Raw genomic sequence first — 20,021 nt, 5'->3', positions numbered from 1 at the left:
TCTTTTAACTACTGACTTTTCCAAGAAATATGCTATGATTAAAAAAATCAGCAAAACAGAGGGTAGGGAGTTAGAGGATGGATAAAATTAGAATCAACAACTTGAAATTTTTCACAAAAAATGGTGTTTTGGCAGAAGAAAAACGTCTAGGACAGCAAGTAGAAATCGACCTTGAAATGCAGTTGTCGTTAGCCGAGGCAGGGCGAACAGATGATGTCACCCAAACCGTCAATTATGCCGAAGTGAATGAATTGATTGCCCAACGAGTAAACAATCACTCGTACGATTTAATCGAAGGTTTAGCGAGTGCTATTTTAGATGATATTTCTGCAGATTATCAAGAACAATTGAACAAAATTATCATTAAAATTAGAAAATATAGTGTGCCGATGCCCGGCCTTTTTGACAATATTGAAATTGAAATGGAGCGAGAAGTATAGATGATTGGCTATGTAGCATTAGGTAGTAACGTCGGCGATCCGTACGCAAATTTAGTGAAAGCCCGCAATTATTTAAACGAAGACCCGCAGATTCAGGTCGTGGCTTCTTCAAAACTTTATGAAACGGATCCTTACGGTTATACAGACCAAGATGATTTTTTGAACGCCGTATTGAAAATTGATACTAGCTATACCGCTGAAGAGTTATTGGCTGTTACCCAAGGGATTGAGCAAGCAATGAAACGTAAAAAATTAATTCACTGGGGTCCGCGGATTATTGATATTGATATTTTATTATTAGGGGAGCAGTCAGTCACGTTGCCCCACTTACAAGTTCCTCATCAAGAATTAACAAAACGGTCATTTGTTTTGATTCCCTTAAGTGATGTTTACGCAGAGGAACAACTATTGGGCACGCCAATAGCTACGTGGATTCAGCGCAGTGGCAATCAAGAAGAAGTGCGAGTAAGCGAAAAGGAATGGTAGAGATGGAGCAGGAAAAACAAGCGCAAATTGAGCAGGCAGTTACCACAATCTTAGAAGCAGTGGGGGAAGATACTCAACGGTCAGGACTCATTGATACACCCAAACGTGTAGCTAAAATGTATGCAGAAGTTTTTAGTGGATTAACCGAACCTGAATTTGACGATTATAAATTATTTGATAGCTTAAATGAAGGCGAAATGGTTCTAGTAAAAGATATTGCCTTTTATTCAATGTGTGAACACCATTTATTGCCATTTTATGGAAAAGTACATGTCGCTTATCTGCCAGAAGGTGGCAAAGTATTGGGACTAAGCAAGTTACCAAGATTAGTAGAACATTGTGCCAAACGTCCCACAGTTCAAGAAGATTTAACAGTGACAATTGCCCGCAAACTTCAAGAAAATATTCCCGTTAAAGGCATTGCAGTAGCCATTGAAGCGGAACATATGTGTATGACGATGCGCGGCGTGAAAACACCACAAAGTAGCACCAAAACATTTCAATTTACCGGACTATTTAAAGAACAAGAGTGGAAAAATCAATTTTTAATGGAGATACGTTAGAAAATGGAAATTATTGTTGGCACGAATAACCAAGGTAAGTTAAAAGAAATGCAATCAGGACTTAAGGACCCCGCTATTCAACTTGTCTCTTATCGAAAGTATACAACCAGTCAAGAACAACCTGCAGAAACTGGCACTACGTATGCTGAAAATGCTTATCTAAAAGCTCGCTTTTTCCAACAATTAATTGGCCGCCCAGTGTTAGGTGATGATGGCGGCTTAACGTTAACTGCTTTTCCTGATTTATTAGGTATTCATACAAGCCGCTTTTTCCATTCAGCCAATCCGGAAGAACAGAACCGCGAACTGTTGCACTTATTTGAAGGGCGACAGTCGACTCGAGAGTTAACCTTATCAGCCACGTTGGTCTATGTACTCGATGACGACAAACTGTTGCAAACGGAAGCCACTTTGACTGGTGAATTAGTTGAACCGCACGGTACAGGTGGTTATGGCTTTGATCCGATTATTTATTTACCAGATCGAGGCAAAACCTTAGCGGAGTTGTCCACGAGTGAACGAATGAAGATAAGTCCTAGAATGCGGGCTTTACGAAAGATGATTCAGCAGATAAAGGAGCAATGTGACAATGATTGATTTAAAAAAGAATTACCAAATTATGGGGATTGTCAACACGACCCCCGACTCTTTTTCTGATGGCGGTAGCTACACAACGGTCGACGTGGCCTATCAACATGCGCTTCATCTACTAGAAGCGGGGGCCGATATTTTAGACATTGGCGGCCAATCCACACGTCCTGGCTACGAAGAAGTTTCTCCACAAGTTGAGGTAGACCGAGTATTACCATTAATAAAAAAAATACGTGAGACTTCTCTAGCGCCGATTTCTGTGGATACCTACTATCCCGAAGTAGCAGAAGCCGCGATCCAAGCTGGCGCCACAATGATTAATGACATCAAAGGATTAGACACTCCGAGGATGGCAGAAGTCCTCGCACAATATCCTGAAGTCCAAGTTGTGATTATGCATTCTAGAAAACGCCAATCGCTTTCTTTAAAAGAAGAGTTGCACCAATTTTATACAGAAAAAATTGAACAATGCCAAAAATATGGGCTTTCCTTAGAAAAAATTTGTTTCGATCCAGGGATTGGCTTTCATAAAACTGTCGCAGAAAACCTTCAACTGTTAAAAGATCCTAACGCCTTTCGCTACCAAGATTATCCGTTACTATACGGCGTTTCTCGCAAACGAACCATCGGCGCTTTAACGAACGAACCAGAACCAGCCAACCGTGATTTTGGCTCAGCCGCTGCTTCCTTGTATGCAGCACAACAAGGCGTAGAAATTTTACGTGTTCATAATGTCCAAGGCTTAAAACAAACATTTGATGTCTGGCGAGCATTGTCGGAGAAGGAGTAAGGGCGGAGCAATAGACTAAACAGACCGACCATCAAAAAAGATGGTCGGTCTGTTTAGTCTAAAAAATTTTAGTTGGCTGAATCGTTTTATCCCAGTAAACGGTGCGCGATTTTTATTACAAAAGAAAGCGGCTGTTGAATAATCAGGAAAGTAAGCGTATTCTAGGAAGGTACAAATGTGTTATACTACACAAGTGGGAAGTTTATGACGGTGGCAATTTCTCAAAAAAAGGGGGACTGCCAATGTTTTTGCTTGTTTGCTCTTTCCCTAGAAAGGAATAGTAGTGACTGTCTTTGAAGCATTGATGCTTGCGATTGCTTTCGCAACATTAATTGTCAAAATCAGTAATAAAAACGACAAAAAATAAACCCGTCATAACTTTTAGCGAAGATTGACGGGTTTATTTATCCACAATTAAAGCTACCGTCTTAAACGGTCTACCCGAGAGCGTATGTCTAGTACGCTCTCTTCGTGTTTATTATAGCAAGTTGAAACGGAAAAGTCGAATAGTAAATAAAAAAGTAAGCGTATTCTAGGAAGGCATAAATGTGTTATACTACACAAGTAGGAAGTTTATGACGGTGGCAATTTCTCAAAAAAAGGGGGACTGCCAATGTTTTTGCTTGTTTGCTCTTTCCCTAGAAAGGAATAGCAGTGACTGTCTTTGAAGCATTGATGCTTGCGATCGCTTTCGCAACATTAATTGTCAAAATCAGTAATAAAAACAACAAAAAATAAACCCGTCATAACCTTTAGCTGGGATTGACGGGTTTATTTCCGTATTAAAATCAAGCTACCGTCTTAAACGGTCTACCCGAGAGCGTATGTCTAGTACGCTCTCTTCGTGTTTATTATAGCAAGTTGAAACGGAAAAGTCGAATAGTAAATCATATATGCGTGTTCAGTTGAAGCCTAATTAAACAGCAAAAGAAAAGTTTTGTAAAAACTTTTGAGCAATTTCGTAAAATGTTTCTTCGTCTAACGTATCTACATACTTTATTCTGCGTTGTGCCTGTTCTGTATAGTCGAGTGAATAGACTTGGAGCGTATTCACTTTACTTACTGCATTATCGGAGGTATGAAGTTTTTCGCTATAAATAGGGACAAGAAAAGGACGTTCCTTATCCAACGAGGTTATTGGACAGACAATAACTAAATTTGTTGAAATATTGTAACTGTCTTTGCTCATTACGAGAGCAGGTCGTCGTTTTCTGATTTCATAACCTTTAGAAGGCGCAAAGTCGATAATAACAATATCTCTTTGAGTTGGTTTATAGCCCATCAATTTCTCCTCCGCTAGGTGAATAATCAATCGCTAATTCAGGAAGATAAAACTCTCCTTCAGCAGTATTTTCAAAAAAATCTTCTACTTTTGGAATCAATGCGATGGAGCCATTATTTTTGCGAAGAATAACAAATTCTTCCCCTTCTTTAACTCCTAAAGTAGCAGGAATTGTTATAACTAATGAGTTTCCTTGTTTTCTTGTTTTTGTTGATGTCATAGCTAACACCTCCATTTTTTAATTAGTATAACATGTATTCACTAGGTAATACAAATTAGAGATGGAATGAAGCATCAAAAGTAGTTAAGTTGTATAAGTAACAACATTAATTGTCAAAATCAGTAATAAAAACGACAAAAAATAAACCCGTCATAATCTTTAGCCAGGATTAACGGGTTTATTTCCTAATTAATTCAGCTACCGTCTTAAACGGTCTACCAGAGAGCGTATGTCTAGTACGCTCTCTTCGTTTTTATTATACCAAGGTATCACCTAAAAAGCTAGCCGCTAAATCCTCAATAGGATCCAGCGGCTTTTTTAATTTTCTCTTGTCAAAATCGTTTGTGTAATTTCATACAATTGTTCTTTCGCTTGGGCCTTTGTTTCAGGAAGTTTGCTGATTTCTTTCAGCGCTTTTTCTGTGTAATGAGTGGCTAATTGTTGGGCCTTTTCTACGCCACCTAGTTCATGGACAAGACGATAAATTTCCTGTGTTTCTTCATCGGTCAAGGCTTCTTTTTTCATTAAAAGTGGCAACAAGACTTCACGATTGGCTTCAAGTGCATAAATCAAGGGCAAAGAATACACGCCTTGACGTACGTCTTCTAAGACGGGTTTGCCGATAGCATCGGCAGTTTGCGTATAGTCCAAAATATCATCAATAATTTGAAAAGCCAGTCCGATGTTTTCGCCGATTTCACCACAACGTTTGGCAAAACGTTGGGAGGTGCCACTTTCATAGGCACCGACAAAACAACTTAGCGCAAACAGTTCCGCAGTTTTCCCGGAAATATTTTTTAAATATTGGTCAATCGTTACCTCGAAATTATAGCGATTGTCCATTTGACCAAGCTCACCAGTCAGGACTTTTTCCATACTGCGCGAATTTAATTGAATGCTTTTTAATGAAGAAGAATAATCAGATAAGAGCTTGAAACAGCAAACAAAAAGATAATCGCCTGTATACACGGCTGTGCTATTCCCAAAGCGCGAACGCAATGTTGGCAAGCCACGACGCGTATCGGCTTCGTCGACAATATCGTCGTGAACTAACGTGGCGGTATGCAGTAATTCAATGGAAGCCGCTAACGCTGTCGCCTTTTTAGGGTCCCGCTGTTCACCAAAATAAGAGAACAACAGTTGGTAGGCTGGACGTAGCAATTTGCCGCCAGAATGAATCATATCATGGACAGCAGCTTGAATCTCTTGATTATCGATTTGAACCGCTTGTTCCATCAAGCGAAGAGTAGTTGTTAATTCTTTTGATAACGTAGGATAGGTATTCCACATAGGATGTATATTCATAAGATGACTCCTTTAATTGTGGCGGACAGGTTTTCAATTAGAAAAATTGACTCCACTTATGTTTCGTTGTTTGTTCATAATTCAGTTGGAATTTTCGTAACGTCTGGACATGTTGTAGTAAATAATTAGCGGCAATCCCAATCGCAATCCCCGAAAGTAACCCAAACAGAGATAGAAATGGTAAGTACAGCATCGGCGCCCACGAATGAGCAAAGAAAGAGGTCGTTAGCAACTGACCAACGTTGTGTAAGAAACCACCAACGGCACTAATCCCGATAATGCTGACCCGTTTTGGCCCCAGCTGCTTGACAAGCAACATGCCGAAATAACTTAATAAGGCACCACTGGCACTATAGAAAAAGGTCGAAAGTGTACCGCCCAGTAATGTCGTTAAAATCAAACGTAAACAGACTAGGAAAAAACTATCACGCTTACGCATGGTGAAAATCGCAATAATAGTAATTAAATTTGCTAGACCGAGCTTTGCCCCAGGAGCAAATGCGAAAGGGTAAGGAATCATATTTTCGATTAAGCCAATAATGACCCCTTGGGCAACGAGCATAGCAATATAAATATTCTTGTGTAATTTGCTCATAGTTGTCGTGCTTAATAAATTAAGCTACCGTCTTCACTCCCATCAGAAGCTTCCACGGTGATAAACAAATTGTGGGGTAGACAGGCAATCGGGGTTTCACCAGGTTTGGAAATCCAGCCTCGCCGAACATCCACTAAGTCAGCACAGTTGGCTTCCTTCACGCGGATACGATCACCATCTACTTCAATCAGGTTGTAATCACCGTCTTTTGCTTCGTATTTATATGTATAATGCGGGCCGTCCTTTTTTAAGTCAAAGACTTTGATTACTTTGTTGTCTACTTTCAAGACTGCTTGATACGTAGCCGCTTCTTGACCACGGTTTTGCATGGCAAAAACAACAAGGGGCAGAAAAGAACCAAGAACTAAAACAGCAATAATAATAACGTCCCATGTTTTCAAGCGACTTTTCTTAATGAATTCTTTGATCGTCATTTTCTTCTCTCTCCTTTGGTGTTTTTTTCTTGTCTATCATAACACAGTGAACGAGCTTGGAACAAAAATTATTTTGAATTTTTGTTCCAAGCTCAAAAACTGATAAACGGCGGGAACAGAACCAACACTACGCGTTGCTCCGATCTCAACAACTTCTAAGAGCTAAAGCTCTAAGAGTTGAAGGTCCTTCGGAAATAAGCCGAAATTGTTGAGAATCACGAAGAACGTAGTGATTCGATGATGAACAATACCTACTTGGTCTCCAAAAATTAAAGAGCACCGAGTAGGTATCATGCAACATCAACTCTTTCCTCGTTGTGTTTTATGACAATTTTCGGAAATTCCTTCTTATTGCTGAGAAACACTATTTGCAAAGCAAATAGATGTTGAACAGTACCTACTTGGTTCTCGGAGCTAAACGATTCTGTCCCGACCTCAGTTGAGCCACCATATTATATAAAAGAAAATATGTGGGACAAAAGTCATGCTTGACTGCTGTCCCACATACTAAATCCTATGATAGTCAGCTGGAGACATGTGTCTCAGCTTTTGCTCGTAGTTGTCAATCGATGATCGATTGCTTACTTACCGCCGTATCTAGCTTTCGGGGTACCATACCACGCTTTACCAAGTTTGCGTTGAATCCATGGAATTACCCAGCGGTCTAAACCGACAGCACGGCCTGAACCGTTCATCAAAGCAAAAGCGACAAAGATAAACCAGATATTTACCCAATAGAACATGCCAGATAAACAGAAGGCAATTGTTAAACCAATTGTAGCAGCACTTGATAACCAAGTGAATAAACCAGCAATCAATGCTAAAGCAATACATACTTCAACGATTGTCATGAATTTTTGCATGAACAAAGCAACTTCTTGGTTTGGCATCATAAATTTCATTACGCTTTCGAACCATTTAGGCATGTGATCAAACACTTGCATTGGTGTTTCGCCGTAAGCGTAGCTTAAACCAAAGTGCGCTGCTTGTGTTGCCGCATCGGCACCACCGCTTGCCGCCGCATCCGCCGCACCACTTGCAGCAGTTGTTGCTGTTTCAGTTGCTTGAGAAGCACCTGTTGTTACTTGTTCTTGTAACCAAGGGAATGGGAAAACGACTTTATCTGTGAACCAAGAACCGTCACCAAACCAAGTGCTTGGTTTCAAGTAATCGCCGTTGCCGACAATTTTCTTCATTGATTCGACTAACCAAACCATACCATAGAAGACACGTAGCGGAACACTCCACAAGACATTGCCGTAACGAGACGTATGTCCGCGAGCAACAGAACGATCATCTTTAATATGGAAGATTTCGTGCATAATGTATTGGAACATGTAGTAACCAGAACGAATATCAAAGAAGTATTTCAAGTTAACGATATGTTTCATAATGATGGCTAAGAAACCACTCAAATGAATTTTATCGAATAAGTTGGCAACGCCCCATTTCGCGCCGATGGAAACCATGAATCCTTGGTAGTTTCCTTTAAAGGCATGTTTTTCGCCGCCTTTAATATCTGCAACGATGTTGGCAGCTGCAGTATGACCTGTTTGTTCAGCTGCTTGAACGATTTGAGGAGTTGGTGTATTTGGTGTTTCTTCGTAATAAACCAAGTCACCAATGATATAAATGTTTTTGTCTTCGTAACCTTTTGCTTGCATGTATTCATTCGCAACTAAACGACTACCACGGGCTGCTTCTAAACCAAAGTCAGCGGCATCAGAAGTTGCTTTCACACCAGCTGTCCAGATTAACGTATGCGTTGGTACTTCAGAACCATCTTTTAATTTAATGTGATCTGCTGCAACTTCAACGATTGGTGAGTTCAATAATAATTGAACATTTTTCTTTTCTAGATAACGTTCTGCTTTGGCAGCATCGTTACGAGATAACATGTTTAAGATGGTTGGCATTGCTTCAACAACCATTAATGTAATTTCGTCTGGATCAATTTTGGCATCTTTCGCTAAACGATCTTTCCAGTCGATTAATTCGCCGACCATTTCGATCCCAGTAAAACCAGAACCACAGACAACGAATGTTAACATTGCTTTGCGTACTTCAGCATCTGGTTCGATGGCTGCTTTAGCAACGGTTGCTTCAATGTGATGACGAATTTTCACTGCGTCATCAAATGACCATAAGGTGAAACCATTTTCTTTCACGCCTGGTGTTCCAAAGTCGTTTGGTTCGCCACCCATACCCAGAATTAACTGGTCAAATGGATAAGAACCTGCTAAAGTTTTCACAACTTTGTTTTCTTTGTCGATCCCAGTAACAGTATCTGTTACCAATTTTACGTTTTTCTTGCGTGAGAACAAACGTTGTAAGTCGTATTGAATTGCTTCTGGTTCAACACGTCCGCCTGCTACTTCATGCAATTCGGTCATCATAGTGTGGTAAGAATGGCGATCAATCAATGTGATTGTTACGTCCGTATCTTTTTTAAATTTCTTTGCTAGAAATTTAGTAGCTGAAACGCCAGCATACCCAGCACCTACAACGACAATATTTTGCTTTGTCATTGACAATCCGCTCCTTAATATTGTAAGTAGTAAAATAGTGATAATGATTAATAAGTACACAATCGACTAACATTATATAAGTATTTCACGAATTTGTCTAATATAAATTTTAATTGTCAACAAATTTACTCCAACGATGAGTTTTTGATGAAAAAAAGACCGAAATGTAAATATTTTTAGGGGATGGTCTTGACAACGTTTTTAAAACCATTATAATGTGTAATGTATCACAAACTTTTGATGTTTGTGAAAATCAGGAAAGAAAAGGTGACTATCAATGAAAGTGAATAAATTTGTTAAAGGTTTTGCGGCAATTGCATTATTTAGTTTAGTATTAGCAGGCTGTGGCGCAGACAAGAAAGACAACACAACGAACTCTTCTAGCGCAGCATCTTCAGAAACGAAAAAATCAACTGAATCATCAGCACCAGCGAAAAAAGTTGCCGGTGGCGATTTAAAAGATGGTACGTATAAATTAGAAGAAAAAAATGAAAAAAATGGTTACCGTGCAGTCTTTGAAATGACTGTAAAAGACGGCAAAATCACTGAATCTAAATATGACAACATCAATGCTGACGGCAAATCTAAAACAGAAGACACTAAGTATGAAGAAAGCATGAAAGCAAAATCTGGTGTTGGACCAAAAGAATACATCAAACAATTAAACGATTCTTTTGTTAAAGCACAAAGCGCAAGCGGTGTGGAAGTAGTAACTGGTGCGACTCATTCATCTGAATCATTCCAAAACTACGCACAACAATTAATCCAAGCAGCACAAGCTGGTAACACAGACACAATCGAAATCGACAATGGCGCAACATTGAAAGATGGTACGTACTCATTGAAAGAAAAAAATGACTCAAACGGCTACCACACAACATTCTCAATGACTGTGAAAGATGGTAAAGTGACTGAATCTAACTACGATAACGTGAACGCTGACGGCAAATCTAAAAAAGATGACACTGAATACGAAAGCAAAATGAAAGACGTTACTGGCGTTGGACCAAAAGAATATATCGAAACATTAAACAAAGAATTTGTTAAAGCAATGGGCGAAGAAGACGGCTCACCTGCAGGTGTTGAAGTGGTAACTGGTGCAACACACAGCACACATTCATTCATCAACTACGCACAACAATTAGTGAACGCTGCTGAAAAAGGCGACACAACTGAAATCGTTGTTGACAACATCGTAACAAAATAAGTAATAATAAATGAATCGTGAAGTAGTTCCTGAAACGCTTTTCAGCAATTACTTGACACCATTGAGGGGTTGGGAAAAAGTCGGTTGGCTGACTTTCCCGCCCCTTTTTCTTCGCTAGTTCTGTCCATCATTTCACAAATTTTTTTCACAGAAATTTGTGAATTTCCAAGAGAAAGACTTTTCATTTTTTCCAAAAAAGGCTACTATGCAAGAGAACTTATTTTTTAATTAAAGAAGGAAAGAAGAGGGAATCCTATGAAAAAGAAACTTCTGCTCATGGTGAGTGTTCTAGCAGTGCTGTTTGTGGCAGCTGCTTGTTCCTCAAAACCAGAAGCGAAAATTAATACAGAACCATACTCTGACCGTCAAACAATGCTTGGTACCTACGTTCAAATTCGCATCTACGATGATGGCAAAGAAGACGTCTTACCGAAAGCTTTTGCCCGTGTCAAAGAACTAGGCGATAAAATCACCGTCAACCAACCAGGTTCAGAAATTGATGAAATCAACCAAGAAGCAGGCGTGAAACCAGTCAAAGTCTCAGATGACCTGTATCCTTTGTTGAAAAAAGCCTATGAATATAGCAAAGACTCCCGCGGCGGCTTCGACATGGCAATTGGTCCAATCACCTCTATGTGGCACATTGGCTTCGATGATGCCCGCAAACCAAGCCAAGCCGAAATTGATCAAGCCTTGAAACTTGTCGATTACACGAAAGTCAAATTCAACGACAAAGAGCAAACCGTTTACCTTGAAGAAAAAGGCATGCAATTGGATTTAGGCGCAATTGCCAAAGGCTTCATCACCGATGAAGTCGTGAAAGTTCTGAAAGATAACGGCGTCACTACCGCTATCGTCGATTTAGGCGGGAATGTTTACGTCTTAGGACACAGCCCACGTGGCAAAGACATGGACTGGACAGTCGGCATTCAAGACCCGAATAAAGCCCGCAACACTGTTTTAGGTCAAGTCAAAGAAAGCAACAAAACCTTAGTCACATCAGGAATTTATGAACGCTACTTAAAAGTCGATGGCAAAACGTACCACCATCTCTTCGATCGTGAAACTGGCTATCCGTTTGATAACGACATCGCAGGTGTCACCATTATCACCGACAAATCCATCGATGGTGATGGTCTCTCAACAGCCGTCTTCTCAATGGGCGTCAAAAAAGGACTGGAATATGTCGAAAGTCTGAAAGGAACCGATGCCATTTTCGTCACAAAAGACGACAAAGTCTACATCAGCAAAGATATCGAAGGCAACTTTGAAATCGGCAAAGACTCTGGCTATACGATGGGGAATCGGGCCGATTTGAAATAAGGAGCGACTAAAAATGTCTTTAAATGTGTTTTTAAAAGTAGTGGAAATTCAGACGAAGCTTGCCAGTCTCTTTCCCTTTATCATCGGGGTCTTGTTTTCAATGACCTATTTTGGGGAAGTTCAGTGGGGCAACACGCTGGTTTTCTTCATTGGCATGGTGGTCTTTGATATGGCCACTACCGCCATTAATAATTACATGGACTTCAAAAAAGCCAAATCGGATGTCTACAAATATGAAGAAAATATTATCGGACAATCAGGCGTTTCACCACAACTAGTTCGCAACATGATTTTCGCCATGATTGCCTTCACTGCCGTTGTGGGTGCGTACTTGACGGTTCAAACCGGTTGGCTCTTCCTTGTGTTAGGAGGAATTTGCTGCTTCATCGGGATTTTCTACACGTATGGACCGATTCCGTTATCCCGCATGCCCTTAGGGGAAATTTTCAGTGGCTTCACGATGGGCTTAGGCATCTTCGTCTTAACCGTTTACTTGAATGTCGTCACCAAGCCGCCGTTTTACTTAACGGTCGATTTTGCTAGCGGCGCCTTTCGCTTAGACGGCAATCTCTGGGCGGTGCTTGCGATTGTCGTGGCGTCCTTGCCTTTGGTCTGTTCGATTGCTAACATCATGCTCGCCAACAATTTACGGGACTTAGATACGGATATTGAGAACCACCGTTATACATTAGTCTATTATATTGGGCGCCCAGCGGGGATTGTGCTGTTTCAAGTGTTAGCGCTAGCTGGCTATCTGGTGATTTTATTCGGCTTCATTAGTGGCATTTATCAATGGCCAGTGTTAATTACATTTGCTACTCTGCCTGTCATTTGGAAAAATATTCAAACGTTTAAACAAGAATTGCCGCAGCCGAAAAGTTTCCGCCATTCCATTAAGAACTTAATGGTTTTCAATGGCACCTATGCTTTAGGGCTATTAATCAGTGCCTTGCTTGGTTAGAACCTAAAAAAGTGCGAGGAATGCGAAAAAAATCTTGTTTTTTTAAAAAAGAATGCGTCGGAATAATTAAGAAAAGCTCAAAATGTTAGTCTTTAATGCTAACATTTTGAGCTTTTCTCGTTAAAAAGAGTAAAGACTTAAACTTTGAACGCGTGATTTCGAGGGAAAGTAGGCGTAGAACAACATTTTTGTTTATCGATAATTAAATAACGAGCTTGTAAACGTTGTTCTATCAACGTGTTTCAAAAATTTCGCATAGGGTGCGTAAAAATCGTCAACTTCTACAGGGGGGTTCTTTGTTATCATAGAGGTATGAAAAAAAGGTTGTTTGAGCAGTAATTGTACAGAAGCTCAAATCTGTTGTTGATTTAAAAGGAGGTTTTTAAATGAAAAAAAAGCGTTATTTAATGATTGTGTGTCTACTATCTTCTCCTAGTTTCTTTATAAATGTTGAAGCATCTGATGGTGGTTCTAGTTCGGTGGGGATTGAATTTTACCAAAATCCGACAACACCCGCTCCTAAAGATGCCCCGCCGAAAACAGATGCGCCAGCTGCTGATCCCAAGGGACCAGCTGGTCCTCCGCAAGGAGATCAACGAAGTGGTGGTTCGACACAGACCACCACGACTGGCTCGAAGCTCCCTCGTACAGGGAGCAAGAGTCAGGCAAATCTTAGCATTCTCGGCTTAGCCTTAATCGGCTTGGCGGGAATGGTACATAGAAAGAAGGGACGACATGAAGCAAACTAAGTGGCAACGTCTTGCAGCTATTGGCTTATGTAGTTCTTTGCTAGTGAATGCCTTTTCTGGCGTGACGGCAGTTGCGGAAACCGTCACGATTGAAAGTAGTCCGACCGCCGAAAGTAGCGCCAAGGAAGAAATGCAAGCAAGTAGTGAAACGCAAGAAACAACGACTGAAACAAGTCGAGAAGAAGTAACACAGGAAACAGAGAAACAAGCAGAAGTGGCGGTAGAAAAGAAGGAAGCACCGCCAGTGAAAGCGGAGCAAAAAGAAGCGGGAACAGCGGAGGAAAATCAATCGAATTCAATGCCTCTGCCAGTGAATGGACTTAGGGCTATAGTTGGTAATACAGATAACTATAGTTTAATATACGATGAACTTGCTAATTTTCTCAATAGACCAAGAGTGAATAGTGATGAAATAACTTTGTCAGTGCCAGAATTAAATCTTGGTTTTAATGTTGAAGAAACTAACGGGACACCTGTAAATGCAAAAGATTTTAATTTAAGTGCCTCTATTAATTTCTTACATTCCGTTCCTCCAAATACAACAAACGCTGTAATTGTTGATAGAGAAACTGTATTGGCAACAAAAGAATCGAATTCTTTAAATTTCAAATTACCCCAAAAAACAGTTACAACGACTGGTAGTTTTAATGTTAGTTATCGGTATAATTTCTATTATTTAGACAAAATGAATTTAACAATACCTAAGTATGTTAATTCTGTGAATGTTTCAAGTGATGTGACCCAGTTGCGAGTAGAAACGAGTAGTGCAACCACAGTTCAGGTGAGAAATCCAATAGAAACAAGTATTGCTCAAATTACTATGACAAAAATTAATGATTTGAATTTTTCGTTGTCTAGTAATCCAGGCATGCTAACACACTTTTATGAAGATGCTCAAACTATTGGGACGGTACCTTATTTATTGATGATAGGATATATTAGATCAAACTTACAAAATCTTACAGTGCACGTTGATTTCCCTAAAACAAGTCCCAAAATAATCGTAGACCTAAAAAAAGTCACCGAAAATTTCGTCGATGCTACAGGTGCCAAAATCACACCGCCAACTGGTTTCACGCAAGGACAACAAACAAGTATTACGAGCAATGACTTCACATACACCAGTGCCAAAGCCTTGCCAGATACGTACAAGGCAGGCGGCAAGACCTACAAATTCAAAGGCTGGTACAAAGGCACGGACAAAACAGCCCTGAAAACGACGAAAACACCAAGTTATGCCGTCACTTACGATGACCAAGACGACATGACGGCGGTCTATGAAGTGGACACAGGTAAAGATTACAATTTTCCAAGTAAGACTGTGAATTTCCAATTTATCGATGAAGCAGGGACGATTATATCGCCAACGCCGTTTACAATTACAACCGATTTACAACAAGAAATTAATTCCACTTATACGAAGCTTGGATCGATTACTGGGATCAATTCAGGAAATACCAAACGAGTGACGATTCCTGCCAAAACGATTAGAGCAGATGTATCTTTAGGTGGTGTGAATAATTATGGAACAACCAATACAAGAATCACTATTCCAAAATTTTATGAAAATATCTCTGTCTATACAGGAAGTGCTTATACACAAGCTACGTTGAATCGTTATTCAACTGCAGATAATACATTAATCGGTAACCCAACCAGTAATGCGCCATTGTATTACGGACTAAACAAAATGACAACGACACAATTTAAAGTGAGTGAGTATGATTCGACTACTACAATTCCAGAACAATCGGAGTATCTGTATAATCGATTGTATGTATCAGGTGCATCCCGTTTATTTAATTCTTACGTTACGCCAGTAGGGACGATTTACTATCAGTTAACCAATCGCAAGGTCACCGAAAACTTCGTCGATGCCAGCGGTGCCAAAATTACACCACCAACAGGCTTTACCCAAGGCAACAAAGTAGTGATTGATAGTGAGAATTTCACCTACACCAGTGCCAAAGCCTTGCCAGATACCTACACAGTAGGGGACAAAAACTACAAGTTCAAAGGTTGGTACAAAGGCACTGATCAAACCAAAATGAAAACGACGAAAACACCAAGTTATGCCGTCACTTACGATGACAAGGATGACATGACGGCAGTCTATGAAGAAGTCCAAGAAACCGCTGTTCACCCAGGATTCTACGCAGAGTTTGTCGATGAACAAGGTCAAGCATTCACGAATCCACTTACGCTTTCTGGAAACTATACAGAATTTTTCAGAAAAACCGCCACTAGTCCCTTTGAAGCAACAGGTTCGCTTTACCCAATGTTGGGAAGTAAAGAGGCGACCGTTGCTAATCGCTATAAAGTAGAAACCAAGCAAAACGTCTTGATTCCTAATGATTATGAACTTTTTTCTGATCTACCAACAGGTGTTTTAAATAAAGGTTTTGCGTTGAACAACTTTGATATTACGAATGAATTGAAGTATGTTGACAAAGTGGAAGCAACAACGAAAACCATTACGTTGTACGACTACGAGACCATTAGTGACATTGGCACCAACCTTCTATCGGATTCAGCAACGACTAGTTTTACTAGTTTTGAAACAGTGTTTAACAGAGAGACGAACAATACTTTTTCTGTTAAGGCAAGGTGGGGCCAATCAGGACTAACAAGAGATATCCTTCCTAGTCTATTATTTCTAACTAGTGCAAATTCCAAACCAAGATTATTTGGTTTCGATGGAACTAGCGACTACAAGCAAACGATAAACTATAAAGTCACACGAAAACAAGTCACCGAAAACTTCGTTGATGCCGCGGGTGCTAAAATTACGCCACCGACAGGTTTCACGCAAGGGAAACAAACACCAATGACAAGCAACAGCTTCAAGTATACGGCGGCGAGAGCTTTGCCAGCTAGTTATTCAGCTGGTGGCAAAGCCTATACTTTCCAAGGTTGGTACAAAGGTAAAACCAAACCAAACACATTGACAACAAGTACGACGCCAACATATAACACAACCTTTGATGGCAATGACGACATGACGGCAGTGTATAAAGAGGAAGTGGCAAAAGCGAGTGTTACTTTAACACGCACTACAGCTGAAACAGTGACTAGCGGCGGCAACGTCACATGGCGTGCTACGATTACCAATACAAGCCAAGCACCATTAACTACGGCGACCATCAAGAAATCAACGGCTTGGACAACTGGCTTAGCAGCACCAACTGCCATGATCGTTACACCAGTTGGCGGCACGGCGAAAACCGTCCCAGTCACAGCGACTACTTGGACTAATGGCGTTAGCTTAGGGACTGACATCCCAGTGGGTAAATCTGCCACGGTTCAGTTCACTACCAAAGCGACGGGCACAGCGGGGCAAGTCTTGCGTGCAGGGATTACCACCAGTGGGAATTACAGTGGCATTTCTGCTTCGGCAACTGTTCGTGTGAAAGACAATGATCAGGCGATTGTTACACCAACGGCTGAAGGCTTCATCAGTGTCCCAACTTTCAATTTTGGTCAGATAGAGATTGCAGGAAACACACAACAGCATGGCCTGAAGAAAGCCGCTGATTACTACGGCAACGGTACACGCAATCCCTATCTGCGAATTAAGAAAACTCAACCGAATTGGAGCTTAACGGCACAACTGTCCCAACCAAAATCAGCTACAGACAGCTTGCCAACAGCGACTCGCCTATTATTAGGCACGGCTCCTGTTTCAAGTTTCTCCAATTACAATCAACCAACGGAGTTGAAAAACATGATTGGCACCACGACTGCCATTAACTTAACGGCAAATAACACGGCTACGAACATCGTTGCCAACCAACAATTTACTGGCAGTAATGTCTATCAACTAGACTTCGCATTTGATAATATCAAATTAGAAGTACCAGCTAGTCAAGGCATGACTGGTCAACAATACCAAGCTGCAGTCACGTGGAATTTAGTGACTGGCCCATAAAAATAAAAATGCCCGAGCCTTGAAATAGGAGGCTCGGGCATCTTTTATTGATGGTCTTTTTAGGGGCGTTGTGCTACAATAGCAATGAAAAGAGAGATATGCTGTAACATACCTCTCTAGTGTAGAGCCGTTACTAACGGTGACAAAATTTTAAAGATTTTGAAATGACCGTCTAACTAGGCAAAGTTAAACAGCGGTCATTTCTTTTTGTCTTCTTTAAGCAATTTCACAATCAGTGCAATCAAAGCAATGGTAAACATACCAAACCCTAGGATCGTCTGAATTGTCTCATATGCTGACAAAAGGCCTCTCCTTTCATAGATTTTAGTACTTACATTCATAAGCACCACCACCGAAAGGGGAAAGCATCTGCTCCTACGCTTCTCACTTCGTTGCGATTCTCGTCGCAAGGCGCATGTTCCTGTGCGCTTGCCGCCGCCATAACTTCTCTACGCTTAGAGTATACTATGTAAAACAAAAAATAATTAGTTTCCAATATATTTTTTAGGCAATTGTACTATAATGGTAATGAAAAGAGAGCTATGCGCTAACATACCTCTCTGATGTAGAGCCGTTACTAACGGTGACAAAAATTAATATTTTTGAAATGACCGTCTAACTAGCCAAAGTAAGCAGCGCCCCTTTCATTAAGGGGCGCTGCTTTTTAGTCGTTATTGCGATTGTTCAGTGTCTTTTGTAGAGAGGTTCATTTGTTCTTTAATAGCATTTTCGACACGTTGGCGTTCACTCTCTTCCACAAGTTGATAAGAAATACCTTCAATCCCTGTCACGCCATCGCCAGTGTAATCGTAGCCTTTTAATTGATCGGTTTCAATCGTTTTTAGTGCGGGGGTGTATTTTTTTAGCATTGCCATCATTTGGTCAAAGGATAAGTCGGTTTCGCCATGTTCGCCGATTACGTCCAGAATTTCTTGATATTTTAGCAAGCTGTTAAAAGAAAGTAGTTTGTTGGTTAATTCGATTAAAACTTCTCGTTGGCGGCGTTGACGACCATAGTCGCCTTCGGGGTCTTCGTAACGCATGCGCGCGTATTGTAAAGCTTCCCAGCCCCCTAAATGCTGTTTGCCTTTCGGATAATGAATCCCTTCAGCGTCAAAAGCAAAGGCATTGTCAACAGTGACGCCGCCCACCGCATCGCCAAGGTCCTTCATAGCATCCATATCAATTGAAAAGTAATGATTGATTGGGATGTGCAAGACATTTTCAACCGTTTTAATTTGCATATCGGCACCACCGAAAACGTGGGCCGCATTGATTTTATTGTATTCGCCATTGGTGCCAGCCATTTCCACATAGTAGTCGCGCGGGATGCTGGTGATGGTAGTTTTTTGTAATTGATTATTCACTGTAACCACCATTAAGGCGTTGGAGCGGTAATCGGTTTTGCGTTTTGAGTCATTCGCAATTCCCATAATTAAGAAACTAACCGGCTCACCTTTGGCTAAATCGGGACTCTTCGTGGAAGATTTTCTTGGTTTATACATGGTGTTCGCCGTTTTTTGCAAATTACGATACATGCTGACGCCGTAAGCGGAAACAGAAAGTGTGCCTAAAAATAAAAGGGTTAAACTAAAGACCACGAATAAACTTTTTCTTTTACGAGAATGGCGGCGCCGGCGTTGTGTCGGTACTTCTGCTTCCTCTGGTTCAGGTGCCGGCAAATAACGTTGAACAATTTGAAATGAAAAGTTGATCCAGCTATAACTTAGGAGCATCCCAGCGATGACATCACTAGGATAATGAACGCGTAAGATTAAGCGACCTAACACAATCAAAACTAAATAAGTGAGTAAGAAAATTTTGATTCCTTTGGTTTTTTCGACATGAAGATAGGCCAAAATGATCAAAATCGTACAGACTAGCGCCATTGCTAATAATGAATGTCCGCTGGGAAAGCTAGCAGAGCTTCGATCAGCTAAAGCGCCTAGGTTTGGTCGAGCCCGACCCACCACATGTTTAAAAACGCTCCCTAAAAAGCCGACAGCTAATAGGTTACTGACAGCCCAAAAGGCTAGAATTTTTTCTTTTTTGCGTAAAAGGTACACCATCAATAATAAGAAGAATAGCAGCATTGGTCCAATTGTGGCTGTTTTTGCTAACAGATTGACCGCTGTTAAAAGTGGGGCATTTAATTGCCATTTGATGTGATAGATAGCTTCGTCCATTTGTTGAAACCAATTTGGACTAGCCGCCACTAACAAAGTGAGGAAAGTAAAACCAAGCGTTGTTAGGGCATAAAGTGGAAATTTTTTATTCGATGTTTGCATGAGAATCCCTTTCTTTTTCCCTTGAAAGAGTAGACTAAGCCAGCATCGATCGTAAATAAGCGCTTGCGACTAAACAGGACACAGCAAGCCAATCGGTTCTCATCGTCTGAGCTTTAGCACTATCCAACGTAAAGATTTCTCTTAGCTATTTTTAGAAGAGCCTTAATTCGACCATTCCTGTTTTACACATTGGTGTCTTTCGACATTTCTGCGCAATAGCCTATGTTTGGATAGGAGCCTCACCTAACAAGGTTATTTTATCTAACGCTAGAAGTATAGAATTTATGCAGCGGTTCTCACAATGAAGTTTAAGAAAATTTATTGTTTTTTA

At 40.6% G+C, this 20,021-nt stretch carries 18 protein-coding genes and 1 riboswitch; of the genes, 10 read left to right on the top strand and 8 right to left on the bottom strand.

The features are described 5' to 3' along the window. The first annotated feature begins 77 nt into the window (after positions 1-77). The 5 genes from folB to folP are packed head-to-tail and all read left to right on the top strand — an operon-like array spanning position 78 to position 2,870. Entirely contained in the window at positions 78-440 is a 363-nt protein-coding gene (gene folB / locus IGL86_RS12680) for a dihydroneopterin aldolase (RefSeq protein WP_002354733.1), read from the top strand. Next, a complete protein-coding gene (gene folK / locus IGL86_RS12675) occupies positions 441-926 on the top strand; it encodes a 2-amino-4-hydroxy-6-hydroxymethyldihydropteridine diphosphokinase (protein ID WP_010778032.1) in 486 nt (161 codons plus the stop codon). It abuts the gene before it with no gap. Next, on the top strand, positions 920-1,489 hold the full coding sequence (gene folE / locus IGL86_RS12670; RefSeq protein ID WP_002381007.1) for a GTP cyclohydrolase I FolE: 570 nt from the start codon (positions 920-922) through the stop codon (positions 1,487-1,489). The genes folK and folE overlap by 7 nt, the downstream gene beginning before the upstream one ends. A gap of 3 nt (positions 1,490-1,492) precedes the next feature. Then, positions 1,493-2,086, top strand: a complete 594-nt coding sequence (locus IGL86_RS12665) for a non-canonical purine NTP pyrophosphatase (protein WP_010713670.1) — start codon at positions 1,493-1,495, stop codon at positions 2,084-2,086. Next, positions 2,079-2,870: a dihydropteroate synthase gene (gene folP / locus IGL86_RS12660; protein WP_010713671.1), complete on the top strand. Its 792-nt coding sequence runs from the start codon at positions 2,079-2,081 to the stop codon at positions 2,868-2,870. Before IGL86_RS12665 ends, folP begins: the two co-directional genes overlap by 8 nt. Positions 2,871-3,786: 916 nt before the next feature. Here the strand turns inward: folP and IGL86_RS12655 are convergent. From IGL86_RS12655 to IGL86_RS12630, 6 genes are all read right to left on the bottom strand, one after another. Further along, positions 3,787-4,152 (bottom strand): type II toxin-antitoxin system PemK/MazF family toxin, encoded by a 366-nt coding sequence (locus tag IGL86_RS12655; RefSeq protein ID WP_002370162.1) that lies wholly within the window; start codon positions 4,150-4,152, stop codon positions 3,787-3,789. Further along, positions 4,142-4,387 carry a type II toxin-antitoxin system PemI/MazE family antitoxin gene (gene mazE / locus IGL86_RS12650; RefSeq protein WP_033625488.1) on the bottom strand — a complete coding sequence of 82 codons (246 nt, stop codon included), beginning with the start codon at positions 4,385-4,387 and terminating at the stop codon, positions 4,142-4,144. Before mazE ends, IGL86_RS12655 begins: the two co-directional genes overlap by 11 nt. A 303-nt stretch (positions 4,388-4,690) precedes the next feature. After that, positions 4,691-5,677, bottom strand: a complete 987-nt coding sequence (locus IGL86_RS12645) for a polyprenyl synthetase family protein (protein ID WP_002358954.1) — start codon at positions 5,675-5,677, stop codon at positions 4,691-4,693. Between the two features lie 37 nt (positions 5,678-5,714). Beyond that, a complete protein-coding gene (locus IGL86_RS12640; protein WP_002354743.1) occupies positions 5,715-6,272 on the bottom strand; it encodes a Gx transporter family protein in 558 nt (185 codons plus the stop codon). Positions 6,273-6,283: 11 nt separating this feature from the next. Then, the gene (locus IGL86_RS12635; RefSeq protein ID WP_002358956.1) at positions 6,284-6,706 is read right to left on the bottom strand and encodes a NusG domain II-containing protein; all 423 of its coding nucleotides are present in this window, start codon (positions 6,704-6,706) and stop codon (positions 6,284-6,286) included. A gap of 581 nt (positions 6,707-7,287) precedes the next feature. Beyond that, positions 7,288-9,234, bottom strand: coding sequence for an NAD(P)/FAD-dependent oxidoreductase (locus IGL86_RS12630; protein ID WP_002354747.1), 1,947 nt, complete (start codon positions 9,232-9,234; stop codon positions 7,288-7,290). 277 nt (positions 9,235-9,511) lie between these two features. On the opposite strand from IGL86_RS12630, the gene pplA reads away from it, so the two are divergent. The 5 genes from pplA (at position 9,512) to IGL86_RS12605 (ending at position 17,402) form a co-directional block, all read left to right on the top strand. Then, the gene (gene pplA / locus IGL86_RS12625) at positions 9,512-10,441 is read left to right on the top strand and encodes an extracellular electron transfer flavoprotein PplA (protein ID WP_002367507.1); all 930 of its coding nucleotides are present in this window, start codon (positions 9,512-9,514) and stop codon (positions 10,439-10,441) included. A gap of 255 nt (positions 10,442-10,696) precedes the next feature. After that, positions 10,697-11,764: an FAD:protein FMN transferase gene (locus IGL86_RS12620; RefSeq protein WP_002354751.1), complete on the top strand. Its 1,068-nt coding sequence runs from the start codon at positions 10,697-10,699 to the stop codon at positions 11,762-11,764. A 13-nt stretch (positions 11,765-11,777) separates the two neighbouring features. Continuing rightward, positions 11,778-12,725 (top strand): 1,4-dihydroxy-2-naphthoate polyprenyltransferase, encoded by a 948-nt coding sequence (gene menA / locus IGL86_RS12615; protein WP_010830747.1) that lies wholly within the window; start codon positions 11,778-11,780, stop codon positions 12,723-12,725. A gap of 386 nt (positions 12,726-13,111) precedes the next feature. Continuing rightward, positions 13,112-13,474 carry an LPXTG cell wall anchor domain-containing protein gene (locus IGL86_RS12610; protein ID WP_033625812.1) on the top strand — a complete coding sequence of 121 codons (363 nt, stop codon included), beginning with the start codon at positions 13,112-13,114 and terminating at the stop codon, positions 13,472-13,474. Beyond that, a complete protein-coding gene (locus IGL86_RS12605) occupies positions 13,461-17,402 on the top strand; it encodes a WxL domain-containing protein (protein ID WP_430605618.1) in 3,942 nt (1,313 codons plus the stop codon). The genes IGL86_RS12610 and IGL86_RS12605 overlap by 14 nt, the downstream gene beginning before the upstream one ends. 197 nt (positions 17,403-17,599) lie before the next feature. Here the strand turns inward: IGL86_RS12605 and pepG1 are convergent, their stop codons facing one another. Then, the gene (gene pepG1, locus IGL86_RS12600) at positions 17,600-17,743 is read right to left on the bottom strand and encodes a type I toxin-antitoxin system toxin PepG1 (RefSeq protein WP_080270554.1); all 144 of its coding nucleotides are present in this window, start codon (positions 17,741-17,743) and stop codon (positions 17,600-17,602) included. A 330-nt stretch (positions 17,744-18,073) separates the two neighbouring features. Next, positions 18,074-19,690 (bottom strand): phosphatase PAP2/LCP family protein, encoded by a 1,617-nt coding sequence (locus tag IGL86_RS12595; protein ID WP_002372620.1) that lies wholly within the window; start codon positions 19,688-19,690, stop codon positions 18,074-18,076. A gap of 91 nt (positions 19,691-19,781) precedes the next feature. Next, a riboswitch (M-box (ykoK) riboswitch) is annotated at positions 19,782-19,948 on the bottom strand. Positions 19,949-20,021: the final 73 nt, after the last annotated feature.

Source organism: Enterococcus sp. DIV0774 (assembly GCF_050539095.1).
GTDB classification, from domain to species: domain Bacteria; phylum Bacillota; class Bacilli; order Lactobacillales; family Enterococcaceae; genus Enterococcus; species Enterococcus faecalis.
This window is presented reverse-complemented; position numbering and strand designations above follow the sequence as displayed.